General features: G+C 74.3%; 10 protein-coding genes and 1 pseudogene. 4 read left to right on the forward strand and 7 right to left on the reverse strand.

The features are described 5' to 3' along the window. From I3F58_RS20425 to I3F58_RS20445, 5 genes and pseudogenes are all read right to left on the reverse strand, one after another. Positions 1-222 (reverse strand): annotated as a pseudogene (locus I3F58_RS20425) (hypothetical protein); the annotation flags it as partial. Further along, entirely contained in the window at positions 219-1,796 is a 1,578-nt protein-coding gene (locus I3F58_RS20430; RefSeq protein WP_240110104.1) for an amidohydrolase, read from the reverse strand. The gene I3F58_RS20430 and the pseudogene I3F58_RS20425, both read right to left, overlap by 4 nt. Positions 1,797-2,011: 215 nt before the next feature. Further along, complete coding sequence (locus I3F58_RS20435; RefSeq protein ID WP_240110105.1) at positions 2,012-2,896, reverse strand: ABC transporter ATP-binding protein; 885 nt, start codon at positions 2,894-2,896, stop codon at positions 2,012-2,014. Next, entirely contained in the window at positions 2,893-3,996 is a 1,104-nt protein-coding gene (locus I3F58_RS20440; protein WP_240110106.1) for an iron chelate uptake ABC transporter family permease subunit, read from the reverse strand. The genes I3F58_RS20435 and I3F58_RS20440 overlap by 4 nt, the downstream gene beginning before the upstream one ends. Next, positions 3,993-5,039 (reverse strand): iron ABC transporter permease, encoded by a 1,047-nt coding sequence (locus tag I3F58_RS20445; protein ID WP_240110107.1) that lies wholly within the window; start codon positions 5,037-5,039, stop codon positions 3,993-3,995. Before I3F58_RS20445 ends, I3F58_RS20440 begins: the two co-directional genes overlap by 4 nt. Before the next feature lie 168 nt (positions 5,040-5,207). Here I3F58_RS20445 and I3F58_RS20450 point away from each other — a divergent pair, with 168 nt between their 5' ends. The 4 genes from I3F58_RS20450 (at position 5,208) to I3F58_RS20465 (ending at position 9,454) form a co-directional block, all read left to right on the forward strand. Continuing rightward, positions 5,208-6,911 (forward strand): ABC transporter ATP-binding protein, encoded by a 1,704-nt coding sequence (locus I3F58_RS20450; protein WP_240110108.1) that lies wholly within the window; start codon positions 5,208-5,210, stop codon positions 6,909-6,911. Continuing rightward, positions 6,908-8,770 (forward strand): ABC transporter ATP-binding protein, encoded by a 1,863-nt coding sequence (locus I3F58_RS20455; RefSeq protein ID WP_374208009.1) that lies wholly within the window; start codon positions 6,908-6,910, stop codon positions 8,768-8,770. The genes I3F58_RS20450 and I3F58_RS20455 overlap by 4 nt, the downstream gene beginning before the upstream one ends. 157 nt (positions 8,771-8,927) lie before the next feature. Further along, positions 8,928-9,200, forward strand: coding sequence for a type II toxin-antitoxin system Phd/YefM family antitoxin (locus I3F58_RS20460; RefSeq protein ID WP_240110109.1), 273 nt, complete (start codon positions 8,928-8,930; stop codon positions 9,198-9,200). Next, on the forward strand, positions 9,197-9,454 hold the full coding sequence (locus I3F58_RS20465; RefSeq protein WP_308355045.1) for a Txe/YoeB family addiction module toxin: 258 nt from the start codon (positions 9,197-9,199) through the stop codon (positions 9,452-9,454). The genes I3F58_RS20460 and I3F58_RS20465 overlap by 4 nt, the downstream gene beginning before the upstream one ends. A gap of 71 nt (positions 9,455-9,525) precedes the next feature. Here the strand turns inward: I3F58_RS20465 and I3F58_RS20470 are convergent, their stop codons facing one another. Together I3F58_RS20470 and I3F58_RS20475 are read right to left on the reverse strand one after the other, a co-directional pair. Beyond that, a complete protein-coding gene (locus I3F58_RS20470) occupies positions 9,526-9,735 on the reverse strand; it encodes an MbtH family protein (protein WP_240110110.1) in 210 nt (69 codons plus the stop codon). Beyond that, positions 9,732-23,936, reverse strand: coding sequence for a non-ribosomal peptide synthetase (locus I3F58_RS20475; protein ID WP_240110111.1), 14,205 nt, complete (start codon positions 23,934-23,936; stop codon positions 9,732-9,734). Before I3F58_RS20475 ends, I3F58_RS20470 begins: the two co-directional genes overlap by 4 nt. Positions 23,937-24,046 lie beyond the last annotated feature (110 nt).

A 24,046-nucleotide genomic window follows, 5' to 3' on the forward strand; every position in this document is an offset into this window, starting at 1 on the left:
CGCCCCGGACTGTGGGCGTACTCCGGCACCGGCGTCGCGCGTCCGGCGCGGCACCTCGCGCGGCTCCGTGCCGCCCACCGGCGTGGCGCGGCCGGGTTCCCGGTCGCGGACCGACGTTCCGTCGGCGCTGTGCCGGACGCCCCGGCGGGCCGGGGTGAGTGCCGGCCGCCGCGGGGACCCCGGCCCGTCCGGTGTGTCCGCCGCCGTCGGGGAGCCGCTCACAGCTTCCGGCCTTCCTTCGTGTCACGGCCGTCCACGAACGTGGTGACGACCTCGATGTCCGCGATCCGGGAGGTGTCGACGCGGCGCGGGTCGTCGCCCAGGACGACGAGGTCGGCGCGCTTCCCGGGGGCGAGGGAGCCCGCGCTGTCGTCCCAGCGGCAGGCGGCGGCTCCGGCGACGGTGTACGCGTACAGCGCCTCGTCGACGGTGACGGCCTCGTCGGGCCCGATCGGCCGGCCCGAGGAGGAGGCCCGTTCGACCATGAACTGGACGGCCCGCAGCGGAGCTCCGTCGGTCACCGGCCGGTCGGAGCTGCCGACCAGGGGGACGCCGTGGTCGAGGAACCCCCGGCCCCGGTACATCCAGGGCGCCCGCTCGGGGCCCATGACCGCCGCGTAGTCGTCGCCGAAGGAGTGCAGGAACGCGGGCTGGACGACGGCGCTGACGCCGAGTCGGGCGAAGCGCGGCAGCTGGTCGGGCCGGATGAGCCCGGCGTGTTCGATCCGGTGACGGGCGTCCGGGCGGGACCTCAGCCGCTGGGCCCGCTCCAGGGCGTCGAGGGCGAGGTCGGCGGCGCGGTCCCCGATGGCGTGGACGGCGAGCTGCCATCCGGCGAGGTGGCCGTCCACGATCAGTTCGGTGAGCCGCCCCGGGTCGTCCTGGAGCTGCCCGGTGTGGCTCGTACCCTCGTACGGAGAGGTCAGCGCGGCCGTGCGGGCCATCATGCCGCCGTCGGTGTAGACCTTCAGCGCGCCGACGGACAGCCAGTCGTCCCCGAACCCGGTCCGCAGCCCGAGGTCCAGCGCCCGCGGGATCCCGTCCGCGTGGTGCGCGTCGCGTGGGCGCAGGGTGTCGGCGGCGGCCATGAGCTGGACCCGCAGCGGCAGGCGGCCCCGGTCCCGCAGTAGCTGGTAGGCGCCCAGCTCGACGGGGCTGTGGCCCAGCAGACCGCCGCCGACTCCTGCCTCCGCGCAGGCGGTCACGCCCTCGGCCAGGCAGACGCGGCCCGCGTGCTCGATGGCGTCGGCCAGCTCCTCCTGCGAGTAGGGCAGCCGGAGCCTCCGGACGGCGCTCATGGCGCTCTCCACCAGGACGCCGTCCTCGTGCGGCACCTCGGCCGGTAGCAGGTCCAGGACCGCGCTGTTGACGACGCAGGCGTGCCCCGAGTCGTGCATCAGGAACACCTTGCGGCCGCGGCCGACCCGGTCCAGCTCTGCGGCGGTGAGATGGCGTCCCAGTGCCCGCTGGTCGTATCCGCCGAGGTCCACCCAACTGCCGGGGGCCTTGCGGGAGGTGGCCTCGTCGACGACCGCGAGGACGTCGTCGGCGTTCTCGCAGGGCGCGACACTGGGGCTGCCCGCCTTGAGCCCGGCCCAGGCGAGGTGGACGTGACTGTCGATGAAACCAGGGAGCACGGTGGCGCCTTGGAGGTCGACGACCTCGCGGGCGGGGAGGCCTGTGACGGTGTCGTCGAGCCCGACGATCCGGCCGTGCCAGATGCCGAGGTCGTGGGCCACCGGGTGGCGCGGGTCCATCGTGAGGATGCGGGCGTTGGTGAGCCTGGTGCAGAGCATGGGCGTCCGTCCGTCGGTGGTGTCTTCTTCCCGTCCCGCCCTTGCCCGTTCGGGGTGCCGCCCCCACCGGTCCCCGCGCCCCTCCCGGTACGGGAGGAGCGGAAGCCCCGGCCCGTCCGGGGTTCGGGGACGGGCGCCGCCGGGCGCTCCGGAGCCCGAGGCGGAGCGCCGGGAGCACACGCCGGCCCCGCCCGCTGCTCGGGGGCGGGACCCGTTCAGGCCCGGACGGGGGATCTGGGAGCGGAGCCCCCGGCCTCGGCGAGGGACGGGGCGGGGGACTCCGCTGCGGCGTACCGCCTGGGCGCGGCCGGGACCATCAGGGGGGTGCCCGTCTCCGGGTCCGGGATGATCCGGCAGGGCAGGCCGAACACGTCCTCGACCAGCTCCGCCGTCATGACGCCCGCCGGGGCGCCCTGCGCCGCGACGACGCCGCCGGGGCGCATCACGATCAGGTGAGTGGCGTACCGGCAGGCCTGGTTGAGGTCGTGGAGGACCGCGACGACCGTGTGACCCTGCTCCGAGTGCAGCCGGGCGCACAGGTCGAGCACCTCGACCTGGTGGGCGATGTCGAGGTAGGTCGTGGGCTCGTCGAGCAGCAGGACAGAGGTCTGCTGGGCCAGCACCATGGACAGCCAGACGCGCTGCCGCTGCCCGCCGGAGAGGTCGTCGACGGGACGGTCCGCGAGTTCGAGGACACCCGTCTGCCGCATGGCGTCGGCCACGGCGGTCTCGTCCTCGGCGGACCACTGCCTGAGCAGCCGCTGGTGCGGGTAGCGGCCACGGGCCACGAGGTCCCCGACGGTGATGCCGCCGGGCGCGGTGGAGGACTGCGGGAGGAGTCCGAGGCGGCGGGCGACCTCGCGGGAGCGGTACGAGGAGATGGCGGCGCCGTCCAGGTAGACCTGTCCGGCTTGCGGTTTCAGCATCCGCGCCAGGGCCTTGAGGAGCGTGGACTTGCCGCAGGCGTTCGGCCCGATGATCACCGTGAAGGAGTGGTCGGGGATGGCGACGCTGAGGTCCTGCGCGACGCTCCGCTGGTCGTACGACAGCGTCAGGCTCTCGGCGCGCAGCCGGGATTCGGGGGTGGGCGTTCCAGTCATGCGCGGCTCTTTCGCGACTCGGAGATCAGCAGCCAGATGAGGTACAGCCCGCCGACGCAGCCGGTCGCCGTGCCGACCGGGAGCAGCGCGGGGGCGAAGAGACGCTGCACGGCGAGGTCGCTCAGCGCGAGCATGAGCGCGCCCGTCAGGGCTGACGGCAGCAGCGCGGGTCCGGCGGAACGGGTGAGGGTGCGGGCGACCTGGGGCGCGGCCAGGGCGACGAACCAGATGGGGCCGGTGACGGCGGTGGCGAAGGCGGCCAGGGCGACGCTGATGACGAGCAGGGCCGTGCGGGTGCGGGACACGTCGACGCCGAGCGCCATGGCCGTGGTGTCGCCCATCTCGACCATCGACAGGCGCCGGGACAGGAGGAACGCGAGCGGCAGCAGCACGGCGACGGCGGTGCCGATGGCGGCGGCGTGCAGCCACAGCCGGTTGCCGAGGCTGCCGATCAGCCAGGCCTGCGCCTCCAGGGCCTCCTGGAAGGTGGCCCTGGTGATCAGGTACGAGTTGACGGCGAGGAGCAGCGCGCTGACGCCGATGCCGATGACGACCAGACGGAAGCCCTGGAGGCCCCGGCCGATCATGAGGAGGTGGACGGCGAGGGCGGTGGCGAGGCCGCCGACGAGGGCGCCGAGCGCGATCTGGGTCATGCTGCCGTGCAGCAGGATGATGACGACCAGGGCGCCCACGGCGGAGCCGTTGGTGAAGCCGATGATGTCGGGGCTGCCCAGCGGGTTGCCGGTGAGGCTCTGCAGGATGGCACCGCTCACGGCGAGTGCCGCGCCGACGCAGAGCGCGGTCACCAGGCGCGGCATGCGCAGGGTGTTGACGACGAAGTCCGCGATCGGCGACCCGCTGCCGGTGAGGGCCTGGAGGACCTCACCGGCGGACAGGTCGATGTCGCCGGTGGCCAGGGTGACGCCCATGACGGCGACGAGAACGGCGGCCAGGGCGGCGGTGATGACGACGGCCCGGCCCTGGACGCGCAGCGAGACGGCGCCCGAGCGGGTGCGCAGGACCCGGCCGCTGACGACGCGTGGCGGGACCGGGCCGTGCTTCTCGGAGACGGAGGCGTTCTCCTCCCGTACGGCAGTCACAGCATGACCAGCTTTCGGCGGCGGCACAGCGCGATGAACAGGGGGGCGCCGAGGAACGCGGTGACGATCCCGACCTGCACCTCGCCGGGCGCGCCGAGCACGCGGCCCAGCACGTCCGAGCCGATGAGCAGGACCGGTGCGAGCAGCATCGAGTACGCGAACACCCAGCGCTGGTCGGATCCGACGACGAACCGGGCGACATGCGGCACGGCGAGGCCGACGAAGCCGATCGGTCCGGCGGCGGCGGTGGCCGCGCCGCACAGCAGCATCACGGCGAGGGCTCCGGCGGCGCGGGTCCGGCCGACGTTCACACCCAGGGCGCGCCCCACCTGGTCGCCCATGGCGAGGGCGTTCAGGGACGGGGCGAGGAGCAGGGCGATGAGGAGGCCCGTGGCGATGAACGGCAGGGCCATGAGCACGATGTCGTAGTAGCGGCCCGCGAGGGAGCCGACCGTCCAGAAGCGGAACGCGTCGAACGCCTCGGGGTCCATCAGCAGGACAGCCCAGTTGAAGGCGTACAGCACGGCGGTCACGGCGGCGCCCGCGACGACGAGCCGTTCGGGGGTGGCGAGTTTCCGGCCGGAGGAGCCGAGCAGGAACACGCCCACGGACGCGGCGGCGGCGCCGACGAGCGCGAACCAGACGTAGCCGAGGGGAGTCGCGATGCCGAGGAAGGAGATGGCGACCACCACTCCGGCGGAGGCGCCGAGGTTGACGCCGAGCATGCCGGGGTCCGCCAGCGGGTTGCGGGTCAGGGCCTGCATCAGGGCGCCGGACAGGCCGAGGGCCAGCCCGACCAGGAGGCCGAGGAGCGTGCGGGGGACGCGGTAGTCGTGGATGACGGTGGAATTCTCGGACGCGTCGGGGTGCCAGAGGAGGTCCCAGGTCTGGGTGAACGGGATGCCCCTGGTGCCGATCCAGATGCTGGTGAGCGACACGAGGACGAGCGCGGCGAGCGGGACCAGCAGGCCGAGGCCGCGCCAGGCCACAGCGGCCGGGCGTGCCGTTGGTGCGGCGGGGGCCGCCTGGGCTTCGACCGACAACGACAACTCCCCCTGGCGGCGGTTCACCTACGGCGCGAGATACAACTTAGGTGAGGCTAACCGTACATCCGCGAGCAGGTCAACGCGGGACCCCCGCGAACCCTTGGCGTGCATTTTGATTAAGGTAGGCTTACCTAACTACCAACCCTGTTCTTGTGGAGGCACCGCATGCCCGATGGCGGAGTGACGGGGGGCGGCGTCCTCCGGAGAGCGATCGGTGACCAAAGCCGCCGGATCGCCGGAGCATCGCTCCTCGGCATGGCCCACCAGGGGTGCGAAGCCCTCGTCCCGGTCGTCATCGGACTCGTCATCGACGAGGCGGTGGCGACCGGTTCGTCCGGGGCCCTGCTGCGCTGGCTGCTCGTCCTGGCCGTGCTGTTCCTGATCCTGTCCACCTGCTACCGGAACTCGGCGCGGCTCACCGAGGGGGCCGGCGAGCGGGCCGCTCACCGTGTCCGGCTCGACCTGGGTGCCCGGGTGCTCGACCCGCGCGGCGGCGCCGACGCGGGGCGGCTGCCCGGTGCGCTGACCGCCGTCGCGACCGGGGACGCCCGCCGGGTGGGCTCGGTCGCCTCCGCGCTGCCCTACGCGATGTCGGCGGTCGCCGGACTGGCCATCAGTGCCGTCGCGCTGCTCCGCATCTCGGTGCCGCTCGGCCTGCTCGTGCTGCTCGGTGTGCCGCCGCTGCTGTGGATCGGTCACCGGATCAGCCGCCCGCTGGAACGGCGCAGCGAGGCCGAGCAGGAGCATGCTGCGCACGCCTCGGGAGTCGCCGCCGACCTGGTGTCCGGGCTGCGCGTCCTGAAGGGAATCGGCGCCGAACCCGCGGCGGTCGCCCGCTACCGGGGCACCAGCCGCACCTCGCTGGCCGCCGCGCTGCGGGCGGCCGGCAGCCGGGCCTGGCACGACGGGGCCATCCTCGCCCTGACCGGCATCTTCATCGCCGTCATCGGCCTGGTCGGCGCCCATCTGGCGATGCGCGGCTCGATCAGCGTGGGCGACCTGGTGGCGGCGGTGGGCCTGGCCCAGTATCTGCTCGGCCCGTTCCAGCTCCTCACGTATGTGAACGGGGAGTTCGCGCAGGGCCGTGCCTCCGCCGACCGGATCGCGGAGGTGCTGGCCTCCCCGCCCTCCGTCACGGCGGGGGCAGCCGCGCTGCCCGAGCCGGTGGCCGGGCGGCTGCGGCTGCGCGGGGTCGCGCAGGGCGCGCTGCGCGGCGTGGACCTGGACATCGCGCCCGGCAGCCTGGTCGGAGTGGTCGCCAGGGACCCGGCCGCGGCGAACGACCTTCTGCTGTGTCTGGGCCGCGAACTCGACCCCGCCGAGGGGACCGTCGAGCTGGACGGAGTACGGCTGCGAGACCTCGACCCCGGTGACGTGCGGCGCGCGATCCTGGTCGCCCACCATGACGCCGACCTGTTCGAGAGCAGTCTGCGGGACAACGTCCGGGCCGGAGCACACGGTTCCGGGGACTCCGTGGACATCGCGCCCGCGCTGGCGGCCTCGGCGGCGGACGATGTCGCGCACGCTCTCCCGCAGGGCGTGGACACCGTCCTCACCGAGCGCGGCCGGTCCCTGTCCGGCGGCCAGCGCCAGCGCGTGGCCCTCGCCCGGGCACTGGCGGCCGATCCGCCGGTGCTGGTCGTGCACGACCCGACGACCGCCGTGGACACGGTCACCGAGGCCCGAATCTCCGCACGCCTGCGGGAGCTGCGGCGGGGCCGCACGACGCTCCTCGTCACCACCAGCCCCGCGCTGCTCGCCGGCGCGGACCGGGTGCTGATGCTGGAGGACGGCGCGGTGACGGCTGAGGGCAGCCATCCGGACCTGGTCGCCGCCCACGAGACGTACCGTTCGGCGGTGCTGGCATGACGGATCCGTACGACCGCACAGACGCAGCCGCGCAGGCGAAGGACGAAGAGGGACTGACCCCGATGAGCGAACCGAGCGGAGCCGCCGCGGCCGAGCGTGAGCTGCTGCCCACGGCCACCGGTGCCGAGACCTTCTCGGTCGTACGGGGCCTGCTGCGCCGTCACCGGATGCTGACGGCGGGCGCGGTGAGCGTGCTGGTCGTCGGCACCGGCATCGGGCTGCTGACGGCCCCGCTGCTGGGACATGTCGTCGACCTGGTGGTGGGGCGGAAGGGCGCGGCGGCGCTGACCGTGCCGATGGTGCTGCTGCTCACGGTGGCCGTGGCCCGGGGCGTCGCGACGGCGATCGGCAAGTCCCTGGTGGCACGGCTCGGCGAGACCGTCCTCGCGGACCTGCGGGAGCGGTTCATCGCGCGGGCGCTGCGGCTGCCCCTGGAGCGGGTCGAGAAGGCCGGATCGGGCGACCTGACGTCCCGGGTGACGGGCGATGTGACGCTCATCGCGAAGGCGGTGCGGCAGGCGCTGCCCGAGTTCACCAGCGCGTTCCTCACCATCGTCCTGACCCTGGCGGGCCTCGCGGTCCTCGACTGGCGGTTCCTGGCAGCCGTGCTGGTCGCGGTGCCGGTGCACGTGCTGACCGTGCGCTGGTACATCCCGCGCGCCGCGACGGTCTACGCGGCGCACCGGGTGGCGACCGGCGCGCTCCAGCACCAGCTCCTCGACAGTGTCGGCGGGGTGCGTACGGTGCGGGCGTTCCGCCTGGGCGGGCGTCACGCGGAGCAGCTCGAGCGGCGGTCGGGCGAGGCCGTGGACCTGGCGGCGCGCGGAATGCGGCTGGTGTCGGGCTTCTTCTCCCGTCTGAACGTGGCCGAGTTCATCGGCATGGCCTCGATCCTCGTGACCGGCTTCCTGCTGGTCGACGCCGGGGCGGTGAGCATCGGCACGGCGACCGCGGCGGCGCTGTACTTCCACGGGCTGTTCAACCCGATCAACGCCGCGCTGTTCCTGATCGACGACGCCCAGTCGGCCGGGGCGAGCCTGGCGCGGCTGGTGGGCGTGTCGGGGCTGCCCTCGGAGCGGGAGCCGGAGCGGCGGACGGTGCCGGCGGACGGATCCGTGAAGGTGTCGGGCCTGGGTCACGCGTACGTGGACGGCCATCCGGTGCTGCGCGGAGTCGACCTGGAGGTACGGGCGGGGGAACGGGTCGCGCTGGTCGGTGCGAGCGGCGCGGGCAAGACCACGCTGGCGAAGCTGATCGCGGGCGTGCACGAGCCGTCGCGCGGCTCGATCTCCCTGGGCGGGGTGGACGCGAGGGAGCTGGGCCCCTCAGGCGTCCGCCGGGCGGTGACCCTGATCAGCCAGGAGGTCCATGTGTTCGCCGGCCCGCTGGCCGAGGACCTGCGGCTGGCCCGCCCCGAGGCGACCGACGAGGAACTGCGCGCGGCGCTGGACCGCGTCGGGGCGCTGGAGTGGGTGGACGCGCTGCCCGAGGGGACGGCGACGGTCGTGGGCGAGGGCGGTCACCGGCTGACGGTGACCCAGGCGCAGCATCTGGCGCTGGCGCGGCTGGTGCTGACCGATCCGCCTGTCGCGATCCTGGACGAGGCGACGGCGGACGCGGGCAGTGCGGGGGCGCGGGTCCTGGAGACCGCCGCACTGCGCGCCCTGGAAGGACGCACGGGCCTGATGGTGGCGCACCGCCTTCCCCAGGCCGCCACGGCGGACCGTGTGGTCGTGCTGGACCGGGGCCGTGTGGTGGAGACCGGGACGCATGACGGACTGGTCGCCGCGGGCGGGCGGTACGCGGAACTGTGGTCCGCGTGGTCGGCCAGCCGCCGCGAACCGGCTGTGCCGGCGTAGCCCACCCACGGGGCTGCGCCCCGCCTCCAAGGCCCCCGCCCCGAACCCGGCGGGGGCCTTGTCCTGCCCGGCCACGGAGCAGCCCTCTCCACTGGTACCCGAAATTCGTACGACACTGGTACCGTTTTTCCGTACGACTCGGAAAGAGGTGCCGCTCATGACCATAAGCGCCAGCGAGGCCCGCAAGGACCTCTTCCCGCTGATCAAGCGCGTCAACGACGACCACGTACCGGTGCGCATCAGCTCCAAGAGCGGTGACGCCGTCCTGATGTCCGCCGAGGACTACGACTCCTGGCAGGAGACCGTCTATCTGCTGCGCTCCCCCGAGAACGCACGTCGCCTGATGGAGGCCGTCGCCCGTGACCGCGCCGGGGCGCCCACGGTCACCAGGACGATGGAGGAGCTGCAAGCCATGGTGGGTGACGAGTGAGGAGCGTCCACTTCGACCCGGCGGGCTGGGAGGACTTCCTGTTCTGGATGGCCTCGGACCGCAAGGTCGCCCGCAGGATCGCCCGGATGATCGGCGAGATCCAGCGCACCCCCTTCACCGGCATCGGCAAGCCCGAGCCCCTGAAGGACGGCCTGTCCGGCTACTGGTCGCGCCGCATCGACGACGAGCACCGGCTCGTCTACCGGGTGGACGAGAAGGAAGTCAAGATCCTCAAGGCCCGCTACCACTACTGACCCGTACACGCACACACGCCGTCGCCCGTGGAGAATGATCTCCACGGGCGGCGGCGTGCGGGGCGCGGGTGTCAGGACTGCGCGGCTGTCAGGCTGGCCGGCCGGAGGTCGGTCCAGTGGGACTCGACGTACTCCAGGCAGGCCTCCCGCGGCTCCGGGCCGAAGGCCGTGCGCCACCCGGCGGGAACCTCCGCGAAGGACGGCCAGAGCGAGTGCTGGTTCTCGTCGTTGACCAGGACCAGGAACGTCCCCTGCGGGTCCTCGAACGGGTTCGTGCTCATTCGGTGTCACTCCTTGTGGAAATCGCGGTCAGCCGCAGTTCGGGTTCGGCCGCCACGGTGTGCAGCAGCCTCAGAATTTCGTCGGCCAGTCGCCTGGCCCCGGCCTCGCTCAGCAGGTCCGTCGCGTGGATCAGCCCGCAGTGGACGGGGCCGTCGCCGCGCGGCTCGTAGAAGCTGAGGGTCAGCCGGGCACGGACGGCGCCCGTCGGTACGGCCTCCAGGGAGCCGATGCCGCCCTCAAGCTGTTCCAGGTCCGCCTGTTCATGGTGGACGACCATGACCTGCGGGCCCTCGGGGGCGAGCCCGGCGGCCTTCACCACCTCCTCGAACGGGACCTCCTGGCGGTCCAGGGCGCTCAGTGTCGTCTCCCGGACCCGTGCCAGCAGTTCCGCGAACGTCGGGTCGCCCGCCGTGTCGGTGCGCAGCACCACGGTGTTGAAGAAGCAGCCCACCAGGTCGGCCAGCTGGTCGTCGGCGCGGCCGGCGACCATCGTACCGATCGGAAGATCGGTTCCCGCGCCCCGGGCGGTGAGCACCGCCGCCAGCGCGGAGTGCAGCACCATGAACATGCTGGTGCCGGTCGCCCGGGCCAGGTCGTCGACCGCGGCGTGGAGCTTCTCGTCCAGGACGAAGCCCACATGCCCGACGCCGGGCCGTGCGCCGCCGTCCGTCGGCAGCGAGGGCACCGGCGGCGCACCCTTCAGCGCCCGCCTCCAGTACGCGAGCTGCTTCCCGCCCCGGCTCTCCGGATCGTCCAGGTCGCCCAGGACCCGGCGGGCCCAGCCCGCGTAGTCGGTGTACGTGACGGGCAGCGGCTCCCAGGCGGGTGCCGTGCCGGAGACCCGGGCCGCGTACGCCGCCGTCAGGTCCCGGAACAGCGGGACCACCGACCACTCGTCGACCGCCAGGTAGTGCATGGCCAGCAGCATCGCCTGCGTCCCGTCCGGCGCCGTCAGCAGGTGGGCCCGCAGCGGGGCCTCCCGCTCCAGGTCGGGCGTCTGTCCGGCCAGCTCGGCCAGCCGGGCGTCCAGGTCCGCGCACCGCTGCACGGTGAGGGCCGGACCCTCCACGGCCTGGTGCCATACCCGGCCGTCCCGCTCCGCGAACGCCGTACGCAGCGGCTCATGGCGGTTCACCACATCGGCCAGCGCGGCCGACAGGGCCTCGGCGTCCACACCGCCGGCCGTCGCGCGCAGCACCAGAGCGTGGTCGAAGCGCGGCGCGCGCCGGTAGCCGTCCCACTGCCGGCGCTGGACCGGCGCCGCCACCGGCAGGCCCGGCTCCCGCTCGCCGGCGCGCAGTGCGGGGCGGGCCCGCCCCGCACCCTCCAGCTTGCCCGCGAGCCCGGCCACGGTCAGTGCGTCGAACACGTCACGGATGCTCAGCTCCACCCCGAACTCGGCGCGGATCCGGCCCAGGAGCCGCATCGACGCCATGGAGTGGCCGCCCAGCGCGAAGAAGTTGTCGTGGACGCCGACCCGGTCCAGCCTGAGGATCTCGCAGAACAGGTCCGCCAGCCTCGCCTGGGTGCCGGTCGCCGGGGCCGCGTCGCCGGTCATCGCGGACCAGTCGGGCGCGGGCAGCGCCTTGCGGTCAAGTTTGCCGTTGGGTGTCAGCGGCAGCGGGCCGTCCAGCGGCACGACCAGCGCGGGGACCATGTACTCGGGCAGGGCGCCCGCCACGTGTGCGCGCACCTCCCGGGTGTCCAGCCCGCCCGCCTCGGGCACCGTGTAGGCGACCAGGCGCACGATGTCGCCGTCCCGGTCGGGCAGCACGGTGGCCTGGGCCACCGACGGGTGCGACACCAGTGCCGCCTCGATCTCGCCCAGTTCGATGCGGAAGCCCCGCACCTTCACCTGGGTGTCGACCCGGCCGAGGAAGTCCAGGTTCCCGTCGGCGCGCCAGCGGGCGCGGTCGCCGGTCCGGTACATGCGGCTGCCGGGCGGGCCGTACGGGTCGGCCACGAACCGCTCCGACGTGAGCCCCGGCCTGCCGAGGTAGCCGCGGGCGAGACCACGTCCGGAGACGTACAGCTCGCCCGCCACACCGGGCGGCACCGGCCGCAGGTGCTCGTCGAGCACGTAGGCGCGGGTGTTGGGGTCCGGGCGGCCGATCGGCACCCGGCCGGAGGGCCGGCCGCCGTGCTCGCGTGCGGCCCACAGAGTGGAGTTGACGGTCGCCTCCGTCAGGCCGTACGCGCAGATGAGGTGCGCGGTGGTGCCGAAACGCCCGAACAGGTCCGGCGGCACGGTCTCCGTGCCGACGAGGACGGTCGAGCCCTCGGGCAGGGTGCAGCCGGGCGGCAGCGCCGACACCAGGGACGGCGGGAGGATCATGTGGGTGATCCGCTGATCCGCGAGGAAGTCGGTCAGCGCCGGTCCGGCGACCCGGGCCTCTTCGGTGATGAGGACGAGCCGTCCGCCGTGGCACAGCGCCATGGCCAGTTCGAAGACGAAGACGTCGAAGCCGATCGAGGCGAACTGCAGGACACGGCTGTCGTGTTCGAGGCCCATCCGGTCGACCGCGGTGGCGACCAGGCTGGAGATGCCCTCGTGCGGGACGACGACCCCCTTGGGCCTGCCCGTCGAGCCGGAGGTGTAGATCACATAGGCGGCCTGGTCCAGGAGGACCGTGCCGTTCCCGGGGGCCGTCGCTGGCAGGGCGGCCAGCTCGGCGGCCACCGGCGGCTCGTCGAGCAGGACGACCGGGACGCCCGGCAGCGCCGGGATCTTCCCGGAGACGGGCTCGGTGCCGACGACCAGCGCCGCGCCCGAGTCCTCGATCATGTACGTGAGCCGGTCCCCCGGGTGGACCAGGTCCAGCGGCAGGAACGCCGCGCCCAGCTTGAGCGCGGCCAGCACCGTGGCCACCATGTCCGCCGAGCGGGGCACGGCGACGCCGACCACGCTCTCGGCCCTCACGCCCCGAGCGGCCAGCAGCCGGGCGAGCCGGTTGGCTCGGGCGTCGAGCTGCGCGTACGTCACCGAGCCGGACTGCTCGACGACCGCGACCGCGTCGGGCCGCTCGGCCAGCCGTCGCGCGAACAGGGCCGGGAACGTGGCCTCGTCCACCTCACGCGCGGTGGCGTTGAAGTCCTCCAGGACCAGCTCCCGCTCGTCGGCGGCGAGCACCGGCACCTCCGACACCGGCCGCCCGGGAGCGGCGACGACCGCCGCGGCCAGCGCCCGCAGCCGCTCGCCGAGCCGCTCCGCGGTCTCCTGGTCGAACAGCTCGGTGGCGAACTCCAGGCGGCAGACGAGGGATCCCCCGGCGCCGTCGGCGGAGGTGTGCTCGGTGAAGCTGAACACCAGGTCGAACTTGGCCGAGCCGATCCGGAACGGCACGTACTCGGCTCGCAGAGAAGGCAGTTCGAACCCGTCGCCGGTGCGGGCGTGGTAGCCGACCATGACCTGGAACAGCGGGTTCCGGGACAGTGAGCGGGTCGGGTTGACCTTCTCCACGACCGCCTCGAACGGTACGTCCGCGTGCGAGAACGCGGCCAGGTCGGTCTCCCGGACCCGGGCGAGCAGGTCGGTGAAGCTCGGGTCTCCGCTCAGGTCGGTGCGCAGCACCAGAGTGTTGACGAAGAAGCCGACCAGATCGTCCAACGCCTCGTCGCCGCGCCCGGCGATGGGCGAGCCGAGCGGGATGTCCGTCCCGGCGCCGAGGCGGTGCAGCAGGGCGGCGACGGCGGCGTGCACCACCATGAACATGCTGGCGCCGGTCTCCCGGGCGAGCCGCTTCAGGCCCTCGTGCACTTCGGGGTCGAACGGGATGTCCAGTTCGGCGCCGGAGAAGGACGGCCGCGCCGGACGCGGCCGGTCCGTGGGCAGTTCCAGTTCCTCCGGGGCGCCGTCCAGGGCCGTCCGCCAGTACTCCAGCTGGCGGGCGGCCAGGCTCTCCTTGTCCGCGGGGTCACCGAGCAGCCGCTGCTGCCACAGCGCGTAGTCGGCGTACTGGACGGCCAGCGGCTCCCAGCCGGGCGCCGCGCCCGCGGCACGGGCCTCGTAAGCGGTGGCCAGGTCCCGCAGGAACGGACGGTCGGACCACTCGTCGGTCGTGATGTGGTGCAGCAGCAGGACGACGACATGGTCCTCCGGCGCCAGCTCCACGACGGTCGCGCGCAGCGGCAGTTCGGCGGAGAGGTCGAAGGGCCGGCTGACCGCCGCGTCGACGATGCCCGGTATCTCGCCCTCGTCGGCGCGGAGGTACGTCACCTCGGGCCGCGCCCCGTCGGCGGGCAGCACCCGCTGGCAGACCTCGCCGTCCCGCTCCGTGAACACGGTGCGCAGCGCCTCATGACGGACCGTCACATCGGCCAGGGCCCTGCTCCACGCGTCGACATCGAGGGCGCCGCGCAGCCGCATGACCAGCGGGAAGTTGTACGCGGCGGAGGTGTCCTCCATCTGCTGGACGACCCACAGCCGCTGCTGGGCGTGGGACAGCGGCAGTTCGGCGGGCCGCTCCGCGGCGGTGAGAGCCGGGCGGGCGGCGCCGCCGGAGCGGGCCACGCGCTCGACGAGTTCCGCGACGGTCGGCGCCTCGAACAGGTCCCGGATGGCGAGTTCGGCGTCGAGGGCGGTGCGGGCGCGGCTGACGAGGCGGGTGGCCAGCAGGGAGTGGCCGCCCAGCTCGAAGAAGTCGCTGTCGATGCCGACGCCGCCCCCGGGCAGGCCCAGCACCTCCGCGAACAGGGCGCAGAGCGTCTCCTCCTGCGGCGTGCGCGGGGCGCGGCCGGTGCCCCCTGGACTGCTGAGGAGGGCGGGGGCGGGCAGGGCCCGTACGTCCAGCTTGCCGTTCACGGTCAGTGGCAGGGTGTCCACCGCGACGAGCGCCGACGGCACCATGTAGTCGGGCAGGCCCGTCTTCAGGTGGTCGCGCAGCGCCTGGAGCAGTTCGTCGCCCACGGCCTGGTCCGCGTCGGGTACGAAGTAGCCGACCAGCCGCTTCGTCCCGGTCGCCTCGTTCACGACGACGGCGGCGTGCGCGACCGCGTCGTGGGAGGAGAGGGCCGTGGCGATCTCGCCCAGCTCGACGCGGTAGCCGCGGATCTTGACCTGGTCGTCGGTGCGGCCGAGGAAGTCCAGCAGGCCGTCGGGCCGCTGCCGTACGAGGTCGCCGGTGCGGTACATGCGCTCCCCGGGCTCCCCGAAGGGGTCCGCGACGAACCGTTCGGCGGTCAGGCCCGGCCGGTCGTGGTAGCCGCGGGCCAGGCCGGTCCCGGCGATGTACAGCTCGCCGGGGCAGCCGGGCGGGACCGGGCGCAGCATCGCGTCCAGCACGTAGGCGCGGGTGTTGCGGATGGGCAGGCCGACGGTCGGGGAGGCGCTGTCGGCGGTCGAGCCGCCGAGGGTGTTGATGGTGTACTCGGTCGGCCCGTACAGGTTGTAGCCGTAGGTGCCCTCGGTGTCGCGCAGCCGGGTCCACACGGTGTCGGAGACGGCCTCGCCGCCGAGCAGGACCAGGGCCGGGCGGTGCTTCCCCGCTGCCTCGTCCTGATCGAGCAGGCCCTCCTCGATGAGGAGCTGGGCGTAGGTCGGGGTGACGTTCACGACGTCGACACGGTGCCTGTCGCAGTAGGCGACCAGGGCTTCGGCGTCACGGCGCAGCTCCTCGTCGCAGACGTGCACCTCGTGGCCCTCGACCAGCCAGAGCAGCTCCTCCCACGACATGTCGAAGGCGAAGGAAACGGTGTGCGCGATGCGCAGCCGCCGTCCGCCCGCCGAGGCGATGGCCGGGTCGAAGATCTCCTTCTGGTGGTTGAGCTGCATGTTCGTCAGGCCCCGGTAGGGGGTGACGACGCCCTTGGGACGGCCGGTGGAGCCGGAGGTGTAGATGACGTACGCGGGATGCTCCAGCCGGTCCGCGGTCCCGTGCGCGAACGCGGGCCGTTCGGCGTCCGTGACGGCCTCGCCGGACAGTGCGGCCAGCTCGGCGGCCACGGTCGCGTCGTCCAGGAGGAGTTCGGGCGCCGCCGGGCCCCCGGCTCCGCGCAGAGCCGGGGCCACGGCGGTGGTGGACACCAGGCACAGCGGGCCCGTGTCCTCGGCCATCATCCGCAGCCGGTCGGCCGGGTGGTCCAGGTCCATCGGCAGGTACGCGGCGCCGGTCCGCAGTACGGCGAACAGCGCGGCCACCATGTCGATGGAGCGCGGCAGCGCCAGTGCGACGACCTTCTCCGGGCCCGCGCCGCGGGCCAGCAGCAGCCGGGCGAGCCGGTTGATGTGCGCGTCGAGTTCCGCGTAGGTGAGGGCTCGGTCACCGAACACGAGCGCCACGGCGTCCGGGGTGCGGGCGACCTGCGTGGCGAGCATGTCGGCGATCGTCTCGTTCGGCACCGGCTCGCGGCTGCCCGCCCAGCCGGCCTCCAGGGACCGCCGCTCGGCGGGCAGCAGCAGATCCACACCCGCCCACGTGGCGGAGGCGCCGTCCGGCGCCGCCAGGGCGGCGGCGATCCGTTCCAGCACCTGTGCGAACCGGGCGAGGATCGTGATGGCCGCGTCCGCGTCGAACAGGTCGGGCCGGGCCGCCAGCGTGACCCGGAGCCGGGTCTCGGGTGTGACGATCAGGGTGAGCGGGAAGTGGGTGCCGTCCACGTTCGACACATCGGTGATGCCGTGCCGCTGCCGCAGCGCGGCGGCCCGGTCCTCGCCGTCGGCCGAGCGGAGCACGAACAGCGTGTCGAAGAGGCGGCGGTGGCCGGTCTCCTGCTGGAGGGTGCCGAGGCCCACGTACTCGTACGGCATGACGGCGGCGCGCTCGGACTGCATCCGGCGCAGCAGGGCGAGCAGCGGCTCGTCCGGGGCGAGGGAGACCCGGGCGGGGACGGTGTTGAGGAACATGCCGATGATGCCGGCGACGTTCGGCACGTCGGCGGGCCGTCCGGCGACCGCTGTGCCGAAGGTGACGTCGGCGCGGCCGGTCATGGCGGAGAGGACCATGCCCCAGGCCGCGTTGAGGACCGTGTTCAGGGTGAGCCCGTGCCGCCGGGCGAGGGTGCGCAGCCGGTCGCTGGTCTCCCTGGTGAGGACGGTGTCGTGGTCGACGGGGATCACCGGGCCCGCGTCGCGGCCGGCCGGGGCGACCAGGGTGGGCTCGTCGATCCCGGCGAGCGCCTCGCGCCAGGCGGCGGTGGCCCGTTCGGTGTCCTGGCCGTCCAGCCAGGCGAGGTAGTCGCGGTAAGAGCCGGGGGCGGGCAGTCCGGTGGTGTCGCCGGCCCGCTCGTACAGGGTGAACAGCTCCTCCAGGAACAGCCACGCGGACCAGCCGTCCCACAGGATCAGATGGTGGGTGACGACGAGCCGGTCCCGGCCGTCGGCGAGCCGGATGAGCTGGAGGCGGCACAGCGGCGGCGCGGAGAGGTCGAAGCGCTGCCGCCGGTCGGCCGCCAGCAGCTCGTCCACGCAGGTGCGCTGTTCGTCGGCGGACAGGCCGGACAGGTCGGTCTCGACGAGCGGGATCCCGGCGCCGTCCGCGATGAACTGCACGGGCTGGGGCAGTCCGTCGCTGGTGAACCCGGCACGCAGGCTGGTGTTCCGCTCCAGCAGCGCACGGCAGGCGGCGCGCAGCCGGTCCGCGTCGAGGCGGCGGTCGAAGTCCAGGGTCTCCTGGGAGAGGTAGACGTCGAGGGCGTCACCCGCGTCGTAGGTGGCGTGGAAGTACATGCCCTCCTGGAGCGGGGACAGCGGCCAGATGTCCGCGACGGGCAGCCCGGCGGCGGCCTCCACGCGGGCGGTCTCCTCCTCCGTCAGCTCCGGTCCGCCCAGCGGGGGTTCCGCCGGGGGCTCCGGGGCGGGCGAGGCGGCGGTCAGCTGGGCCAGCAGGGCCTGGAGGGCGGGGTCGACGGCGGCGCCGGACCGCTGTTGCCGGGCGAGCATCTCCTGGAGCGCGGCGGCGGCCTGGCCCGCGTCGGCGGCGGACACGGTCACGCCGTCGGCGGGGGCCTCGGCGGCGGGTTCGGGAGCCGTCTCGGCGGCCGCCGCGGCGAGCGCGGCGGGCGTCCGGTGCTCGAACACGTCACGCGGGCTGATGGTCAGTCCTCTCTCACGGGCCTGGGTGGCGACGGCGATCGACGTGAGGCTGTCGCCGCCGAGCACGAAGAAGTCGTCGTCCGCGCCGATCCCCGGCAGGCCGAGGACGGTGGTGAAGATCTCGCACAGGGCCTGCTCCCGCTCGCCGCGGGGCGCCCGGCCACCCGTCCTCGGGGCGACGGAGGGCGACGGCAGGGCGTTCTGGTCGAGCTTGCCGCTGGGCGACAGGGGCAGGGCGTCGAGCGGCAGGACCGCGCTCGGCACCACGGCCGCGGGCAGCACGTCGGCAAGCGCCTCGCGCAGGGCGTCCTGGTCCAGCGGTCCGGCGGACGGGACCGCGTATCCGAGGAGTGCGCCGTCCCGCACGATGACGGCGGCGCGGGCGACACCCGGAAGCGCGGCGAGCGCGGCCTCGATCTCGCCCAGTTCGATCCGGTTGCCGCGGATCTTCACCTGGCGGTCGGTGCGGCCGAGGTACTCGACCGCGCCGTCGGTGCGGCGGCGCACCAGGTCGCCGGTGCGGTACATGCGGGTGCCGGGCTCGCCGTACGGGTCGGCCACGAACCGCTCGGCGGTCAGGGCGTGCCGGTCGTGGTAGCCGCGTGCCAGCTGGACACCCGCGAGGTACAGCTCGCCGGGCACGCCGTCGGGGACGGGACGCAGGAAGGAGTCCAGCACGTACAGGCGGGTGTTCCACACCGGGCGGCCGATCGGTACGGCGAGCCCGTCGCCGCCCTCGTAGGGGAAGTACGTGACGTCGACGGCGGCCTCCGTGGGGCCGTACAGGTTGTGCAGCGGCACCGGGCCGCGCCCGTGGCGGGCGGTCAGCTCGGTCCAGCGCCGCGCGTCCGGGCCGGTGAGCGCCTCGCCGCTGCAGAACACCCTGCGCAGGCTCGCCGCCCAGTCGGGGAGGTCGGCGACCTCCATGACCTGGACGAACGCGGCCAGCATGGACGGCACGAAGTGCATCGTGGTGACGCGCTCGGCGCGGATCAGCCCGGCCAGGTAGGCGGGGTCGCGGTGGCCGTCGGGCCGGGCGAGGACGACGGTCGCGCCCTCGACGAGGGCCCAGAAGAACTCCCACACCGACACGTCGAAGCTGGACGGGGTCTTCTGGAGGATCCGGTCGTCGGGACCGAGCCCGTACTCGGCCTGCATCCAGGCGAGGCGGTTGACGATGGCCCGGTGGGTGACGGCGACGCCCTTGGGGCGGCCGGTGGAGCCGGACGTGTAGATCACGTACGCGGGGTGGTCGGGCCCGGCCTGGGCGGAGGCGGGCGCGTCCGGCACGTCCTCGTCGTGGTCGGCCATCACGTGGTCGAGGCCCGGCAGGCCGGGCAGCCGGCCGGCCGCGTCGGCCGTCGTGACGACGGTGCGGGCGCCGGAGTCGGCCAGCATGAACGCGACCCGGTCGGACGGGTAGTCCAGGTCGACCGGCAGGTAGGCGGCGCCGGCCTTGTGGACGCCGAGCAGCGCGACCATCAGCTCTGCCGAGCGGGGCACCGCGACCGCGACGAACTGCTCCGGTCCCGCGCCGCGCGCCCGCAGCCGCCGGGCCAGGGCCTCCGCGCGCCGGTCGAGTTCCGCGTACGACAGGGTCGTGCCCTCGCACACCACGGCGGGCGCGTCGGGGGTCCGGGCGGCCTGGGCGGCGAACAGGGAGGCGAGCGTGGCGTCCGGATCGGGCAGCGGCTGCGCGGTGTCGTTCAGCGCGGCGAGCCGCTCGCGCTCCCGCTCGGACAGGAGCGCGACCCGGGCGACCGGGCGGGCCGGATCGTCGGCGAGGGTGCGCAGGAGGGCCTCGAAGCGGGCGGCGAGGACCGCCACGGCCGACGTGTCGAGCCGGGCCGCGTCGTACCTGAACCGGAGCGCCAGGTGGCCGTCGCGCGGCTCGACGATCAGGGCGAGCGGATAGTGGACGGCGTCGTACACCTCCACGCCGGTGACCGGGGACTCCCCGTCGGCGGCTGAGCCGGTGCCAGGGTGGTTCTCGAACACCACGAGGGTCTCGAACAGCTCCTCGCCGCCGGAGCCGGACGCGAGGCGCTGGATCTCCGCGAGCCCGAGGTGCTGGTGGTCCAGCAGGGCCGCGTGCTCGTCCTGGACGCGCCGCAGCAGTTCGGTCAGGCTCTCCCCGGCGTGCAGGGTGACGCGGGCGGGCACGGTGTTGATGAACAGGCCCACCGCCGCGTCCAGGCCGTCGACCTCGGTGGTGCGGCCGGACACCGTGGTGCCGAACACCAGGTCCCGGCTGCCGGTCAGGCCGCCCAGCAGCAGCGCCCAGGCGCCGTGGACGACGGTGCTGAGGGTGAGGCCGTGGGCCCGGGCGCAGGCGGCGACCTCGGCGCTGAGGTCCTCGGGCAGCCGGACGTCGACGTGCTCGGGCCGTGCGGTCGCCGTACCGGCACCGGCGTCCGTGACGAGTGCGCCGGGCAGCCGGGTGGGCTCGTCCAGCCCGGCCAGGGCCTGCCGCCAGGCATCCCGGGCCGCGTCCCGGTCCCGGCCGGCGAGCCAGGCCAGGTAGGGCTCCGGGGGGACGGGGGCGGGCAGCGCCTCGCCCCGGCAGGCCGCGCTCAGTTCGCGCAGCAGCACGGACACCGACCAGCCGTCCGCGATGATGTGGTGCAGGGTCAGCAGCAGCCGCCGGCGCTGCCCGTCCCGCACCAGTGTGGCCCGCATCAGCGGCGGCTGCGCGAGGTCGAAGCCCAGGGCCCGGTCCTCCCTCAGCAGTTCCTCCAGCGGTGTCCGCGCCGTGTCTGCCTCCTGCCACGGCAGCACCACCCGGTCGGCCAGCCGCTGCACCACCCGCCCGCCGGGGAGCTGGCGGAACGCGGCCCGCAGGAGGGCGTGCCGCTCCAGCAGCCGCTGGAGCGCCTGGCGCAGCCGCTCCGGGTCCACCGTGTCCGCCAGGTCCAGCAGTTCCTGCACGACGTACAGGTCGGCGGCGTCCTGGTCGAACCGCGCGTGGAAGAAGAAGCCCTCCTGGAGGGGGGACACCGGCAGGGCGTCGGCGTCGAGCCGCACCGCCGGGGCGGCCGGTGCCGGGCGGGCCTCCCCCGCGGCCCGGGCCAGGGCCGCGACGGTCCGGTGCCGGAACACGTCACGCGGGGTGAGCGCGAGCCCGGCCTCGCGGGCGCGGTTCACCAGCTGGATGGCGACGATGCTGTCGCCGCCGAGTTCGAAGAAGCTGTCGTGGACGCCGACCGCCGGCAGCCCGAGAACGTCCGCGAACAGTGCGGCGAGCGCTGTTTCGGCGGGGGTGGTGGGCGTGTCGTCGCCGGCCATGGCGGTCCACTGCGGGGCCGGCAGCGCACGGGCGTCGAGCTTGCCGTTGGGGGTGAGCGGCAGCGGCCCGTCGAGGCGTACGAGGGCGGACGGCGCCATGTAGTCGGGCAGGGTGTCCGCGATCCGGGTGCGGGCGCCGGCCACGGCGGCGTCGGCGTCCACGCCCGTCTCGGGCACCAGGTAGGCCACGAGCCGCCTGGCCTCGCGATGGTCCTCGCGGACGAGGACGGCGGCCTGGGCGATGCCCGGGCAGGCCATGAAGGCGCTCTCGATCTCGCCGGGTTCGATCCGGTGTCCGCGGATCTTGATCTGGCCGTCGGCGCGGCCGAGGAACTCCAGGTTGCCGTCGGCGCTCCAGCGGACGCGGTCGCCGGTGCGGTACATGCGGGCGCCGGGCTCGTCGGCGTACGGGTCCGCGACGAACCGCTCGGCGGTGAGCCCGGGGCGGCCCAGGTAGCCGCGGGCGAGGCCGCGCCCGGAGACGTACAGCTCGCCCTCGGCTCCGGTCGGCACGGGGCGCAGGGCCGAGTCGAGCACGTAGGTGCGGGTGTTGGGGTCGGGCACGCCGATGGGCGCGGGTCCGGGCCGCCCGGCGTCCGCGAGCCACAGCGTCGAGTTGACGGTCGCCTCGGTGAGGCCGTAGGCGACGACGACCTGGAGGCGGTCGGACCAGCGGGCGATCAGTTCGCTCGGCACGGCCTCGGTGCCGACGATCAGGACGGCGCCCTCGGGGAGTTCGCAGTCCTGTGGGAGTGCCGAGACGAGGGACGGCGGCAGGATCATGTGGGTGGCGCGGTGGCGGGCGATGTAGTCGGTGAGGGCGGGCCCGGCGACACGGCGCTCGGTGGGCACGACGACGGTCCGGCCGCCGACGCACAGCGACATGATCAGGTCCCAGACGGTGACGTCGAAGCCGACCGACGCGAACTGCACCACGCGGCTGTCGGCGGTGACGCCGATGCGCTCGGTGGCGGTGGCGACGAGGCTGCCGACTCCGTCGTGGGTGACGACGACGCCCTTGGGGCGGCCGGTGGAGCCCGAGGTGTAGATGACGTACGCGGCCCGGTCCAGGCCGATGGAGAGACCCGGGTCCGACGGGTCCTGCGCGGTCAGGGCGTCGGCCGTGGACGGTTCGTCGAGCAGGAGGCGGGCGACGCCCGGGGTGCCGGGCAGCGCGGCCGACAGCTCGCGGGTGGTGACGACGGTACGGGCTCCGGCGTCGTGCAGCATGTAGGCGATGCGGTCCTGCGGGTGGTCGGCGTCCAGGGGCAGGTAGGCCGCCCCGGCCTTCATCACGGCCAGCAGGGAGACGACGAGTGCGGGCGAGCGCGGCACGGCGACACCGACGACGTCCTCGGCGCGCACGCCCCGGGCGACGAGGATCCGGGCGAGGCGGTTGGCGGCGGCGTTCAGCTCCTCGTACGTCAGCTCGTCGTCCTCGCAGACCAGCGCGACGGCGTCGGGGGCGCGGCGCACCTGCCGCTCGAAGGCGTCGGGCCAGCTCAGCTCGGGCGACTCGCTCGGGGACACGCCGAACTCGCCGAGCAGCCGGTCGCGTTCCGCAGCGGAGGTGAGGTCGAGGTGGCCGACCGGCCGGTCCGGGTCGTCGGCCAGCGCGTCCAGCAGGGTGAGGAAACGCCGCTCGTGGTCCCGCAGGACGTCCTCGTCGCAGGCTGCGGCGTCGGCGTCCAGGTGCACGCGGATGCCGCGCCCGCCGTCGGCCTCGGCGAAGCTCACGGCCAGGTCGCTGACCGGGCCCAGCCAGACCGGGCGCAGTTCGGCGGTGTGGTCCGCGAACCGCATGTCCTCGGGGCGGGGCAGCACGTTGACGGTCGGGCCGACCAGTTCCTGCACGCCGTCGGGCAGGCCCAGTTCGCGGGCCAGGTCCTCGGCCCGGTAGCGGCCGTGGGTGACGGCGGCGGCGATCTCGCGGTGTGTGTGGCCGAGGAGTTCGGTTCCGGTGGTGCCGGGGCGGACGGTGAGGCGCAGGGGCACGATGTTCGACACCATGCCGGGGACGGCGGCCGACACGTCGTCCCGGCGGGCGGCGACGGGCAGGCCGAGCACGAGGTCCTGTTCGCCGCTCGTACGGTGCAGGTAGGCGGCGACGGCGGCGACGAGGAGGCGGGAGGTACGCACTCCCGCGCGCCGCGCGGCGGTGTCGAGCCGGGCGGTGTGGTCGGCGGTCAGCTCGACGGTGCGGCGCAGGCGGCGGGTCATGGCCGCGGGGGCGCGCTCGACGAGGCGGACCGGCTCGGGGCGGCCGGCCATGCGGTCGAGCCAGTAGGCGCGGTCCTGCTGGTGCTGTGCGGAGGCGCGGTAGTCGCGGTCGGCGGCGACGAGCCGGGGCAGTGCCCAGTCGACGGCGGCGGGCTGCCGGCCCTCGGCGGCGGCGGTGTAGAGCTCTCCGGCGCGGCGGGTGATGAGGGCGACGCCCATGCCGTCGGTGGTGATGTGGTGGTAGCGCTGGTACCAGAGAACGCGGTCGTCCGCGAGGCGCAGTACGGCCTGGGCGAAGAGCGGGCCGCGGGCGAGGTCTACGGGCCGCTCGCGGTCGGCGGCCATCCAGTCGGCGGCGGCGCGCTCGGGGTCCCCGGCGGAGCGCAGGTCGACGGTGGTGACGTCGGCGGCTGCGGGCACAGGGGTCTGGCGGGGACCGCCGTCGGCGGAGGTGACGGTGACGTGGAGGCACTCGGCCTCGGTCACGGCCTGCCGTACGGCGGCGGTGAGCCGGTGGAGGTCGAGGGTGCCGCGCAGCTCCAGGGCGAAGACGATGTTGTAGGCCGTGCTGTCCGGCTCGATCTGCTGGGCGAGCCAGACGCCCGACTGGCCGCCCGTGACGGGTATGCCGGAAGCGGACGTGTGGTCCGACTCGACGTCAAACATCGTTCGTGGGGCCTTTCCCTGGTGGTGCGTCGGTGAGTACGGCGGGGGTCGCGGCGTGAGGTGGGGGACGGCGTGTGTCCCGCCCGTCCGCGGGGCCGGTGGGCGGACGG

This window comes from Streptomyces sp. MUM 203J (genome assembly GCF_022414595.1).
Taxonomy (GTDB): Bacteria; Actinomycetota; Actinomycetes; order Streptomycetales; family Streptomycetaceae; genus Streptomyces.